Here is a 3,308-nt window from a genome sequence, read left to right on the forward strand (position 1 = left end):
TTGCAAGCCAAGAAAAGGCGAGCCCTAAAGAGGCCTTCACTATTGCTAATGACTAAAGATTGAACCATGTTAGACTTTCAGTCGTATAAGAAATCTACCTGCTTTCAGCAGGTAGTGGTTTAATCCGAAATGTGCTTGAAAAGGAATTTGACGTCGGTGATAATGTTGTAAGGGCGAAAAAAAGTGATAGGATCCCCGTTGTTTTCAGCAGAAAAGAGATAAAGAAACTTTTCAGGCATTTCCCTGAAGGATATCTCCTCCATGCAAAGCTGATTTACGCATGCGGACTTCGTATAACCGAATGCATCAGGCTTCGTGTAAAGGATATCGACTTTGAAAACCGGTCTTTGACCGTTCGTTTTGGCAAGGGGAATAAGGACAGAGTGATACCTTTGCCGGAAATGCTTTATCCGGAACTGAAAAGCCATCTTGAAAAAGTGAAAAGAGTTCACGAAACAGATTTAAGGGCAGGAAGCGGTTCGGTTTACATGCCGAGCGCACTGGCAAAAAAAAATTCCCAAATGCTTCAAAAGAGTGGGCATGGCAGTATGTGTTTCCATCAAAAAATTTAAGCCTTGACCAACGGGCAAAGATTATAAGGAGGCACCATATAACTTCGCGCGCATTGCAGAAGGCCATGGGTAAGGCATTAAAAAAATCAGGTATTCCAAAAAAAGCCACCATCCATACACTCAGACACAGCTTTGCCACACATCTTCTCCAGGATGGCTATGATATCCGGACGGTTCAGGAACTCCTGGGGCACAAAGATGTTAAGACCACAATGATATACCTGCATGTTTTAAGAAGTTTAGAAGGTAAAGTCATCAGTCCTCTGGAAAAATTATTCTGACTTCCATTACTGTTCCCGCACATCCAAAGACGATTTAGCTTTAACCCAAATTATGCACTTCAAACACCGAACAATAAGGAACAAATAGAAAAATCAGTAAGTTATGGTGTATTGTCCAGTTTGGAATGTTCACCCAAAAGGTGCATTCCACCGGCTCGCATCTTTGGCAAACTTGGCTGCTGCATAATTCGGGGTTATATCCTGCCTTGAAGCGGTTACCTTTTTCCGGGTTTCAAAGCTCACTCATCGCAGACCGGAGAGGCAGTGCAATCCGGCCCGCTACCCAAAACCCCGAAAAAAGGCAAACCGCTTCTGCGGCAAGGGGGCGGACGGCAACCGTTCACTGGCAGGGGATATTTCTTTTCACTTAACACTTCAGCCCCTTGTTTTCTAAGGCTTTTGACATGGGGGAGTCTTGCCCCCTCCGCATTCGCCTTACGCTGCGCTTACGGCGATGCGGTTTCCCCCATAGCAAAAGCCAAGAAAACTACGGGAGCTTTCCGTTAAACTGTTCAAAGAAATATTCCCTGCCCGTGAACGGTTTGTGCAGTGGACTTAAACTGATCACAGGGCGCTTCTTCTGGAAACGATTTGCGTCAGCCCTGTAGTTTTCTTGGCCTTCGCTGCATGGGAAACCCCGGCTCCGGAGCGAAGCGGAGGAGAACGGGGAGGGTCCCATGCTGCAAAGGCCTTAAGAAAACAAGGGGCGGGAGCATGTTGGAAGAAGAAGCACCCTGTGACCGGTTACCAGTGGACCACGGGCTCACCGAATATTTACGCTTCCTTAAGTAACGCATTTCTAAGGAATATTCCGTTTTTTCACACTTGGAAACAACGAGATATCCGTATGGGGAAGAAACAGGGAGGCCACATAATGGTCTTTGAAGGAATCCACCTCGGAGAGTTCAAAGCTGGTCATCCTGTGGACCACATCCACCACGTCCTTCCGGATGTGGTTGCTCAATCCGCTCATCCTGGCCCCCATCAGGGACCCATTGCCCACATACTTCACCTTTTCCGGGGCCACGTCCGGCAGAAGGCCAACGGTCATTGCGCAGTCCAGGTCGATATAGCTGCCAAAGGCCCCGGCCAGGATTACCTGTTCCAGGTCCGTGACCTCCAGCCCCACATTGCCCAACAAGGTCATGATCCCGGCATAGATCGCCGCCTTGGCACGAATAAAGTTGTCAATGTCCGCTTCGTTAATGACGATATCCGATTCCCCGCGGATCTCGTCCTTCCATGCAAGGACGTATTCATAGCCGCTTTTCCCCTGCCTGATCCTGGGTGTCCTGAGATCCCGGTTGAACTTGCCTCTCGGATCGATGACACCATGCTCAAATAACGTGGCCACAATGATCAGCAGGCCCAATCCGCAGATGCCCCCGGGGGGCTTGTTGCCGATGGTAATGTTCATGGGCTCAAAGGTCCGGGGGTTTATGGAGAAGTCCTCTATTGCGCCGGCAGAGGCACGCATGCCGTGAGTGATTCCTCCGCCCTCGAAGGCAGGCCCGGCCGAGCAGGCAGCGCAGGCCAGCCATTCCCTGTTTCCGATTACGATTTCGGCGTTTGTGCCGACATCGATGAACAGGGTCTGGGCGTCCGTCCGGTACATGCCCGAGCCCATAATCCCTGCCACGATGTCCCCGCCCACATAGCTGGAAATGGCCGGAAAGACCAGGGCCACCGCATGGCGTCCCAAATCCAATCCCAGGTCATCCCTGGCCCGGATAGGAGGGAAAAAGGTGCTGACAGGGACGTAAGGTGAACGCCTGATATTATGGGGCTCTAATCCGAGGAACAGGTGCGTCATGGTGGTGTTGCCTGCAAGCGTGATCGAACTTATCTCGTCACGGCTTACCTTGCACGAATCCAGGAGCTTTTCTATTATCCCGTTAATGGTGGAGACGGCCAGGGACTGCATCAACTCGAGCCCGCCCGCCCTCTCGGCGTGAATGATACGGGATATGACGTCCTCTCCGTAGCTCATCTGGGCGTTGTAATCTCCGGCCTCGGCAAGCACCTGGCCGGTATTCAGGTCCAGGAGCTGGCCATATACGGTTGTAGTGCCTATGTCCACGGCCAATCCGAAATTCCTGTGTGTCCAATTGCCGGCCTGGATGTTGATCACGCGTGTCCTGTGATGTCTCCTCACTGGACGCGACAGGGTCACTGTGACACGAAAGTCATCCTCTCTGAGTATCCTTCTGAGCTTGCGCAGTACTTGCAGTTCCACAACCATGCCATTCTCGTCGTATTGATCGGCAAGGCCCTTGATAAGGCGACCGGCGTCTGCAATGCTGTATGCCGGAGAGGGCCGGGGGAGCTCAAGAGCGTGTCCCGTAAATCATATCAGCCGAAGATTTCGATTCGGCCAAATTTTGGCCTTATGCCCCTCTGGACTTTCTGGAAATGCTGATTATTGAGATTCATTGTCATAAGAGCCTTATTCCAC

The 3,308-nt window shown here is 51.0% G+C and carries 3 protein-coding genes; 2 read left to right on the forward strand and 1 reads right to left on the reverse strand.

The genetic code is table 11. The features are described 5' to 3' along the window. The first annotated feature begins 92 nt into the window (after window positions 1-92). Together C4B57_11910 and C4B57_11915 are read left to right on the forward strand one after the other, a co-directional pair. A complete protein-coding gene (locus C4B57_11910) occupies window positions 93-572 on the forward strand; it encodes a hypothetical protein (protein ID PXF50597.1) in 480 nt (159 codons plus the stop codon). Beyond that, window positions 551-853: a hypothetical protein gene (locus C4B57_11915; GenBank protein PXF50598.1), complete on the forward strand. Its 303-nt coding sequence runs from the start codon at window positions 551-553 to the stop codon at window positions 851-853. The genes C4B57_11910 and C4B57_11915 overlap by 22 nt, the downstream gene beginning before the upstream one ends. 799 nt (window positions 854-1,652) lie before the next feature. On the opposite strand, the gene C4B57_11920 is transcribed toward C4B57_11915, so the two are convergent. Then, entirely contained in the window at window positions 1,653-3,152 is a 1,500-nt protein-coding gene (locus C4B57_11920) for a ferredoxin (protein PXF50599.1), read from the reverse strand. Between the last annotated feature and the right edge of the window lie 156 nt (window positions 3,153-3,308).

This window comes from Deltaproteobacteria bacterium (assembly GCA_003194485.1).
Classification (GTDB): Bacteria; Desulfobacterota; Dissulfuribacteria; order Dissulfuribacterales; family UBA3076; genus UBA3076.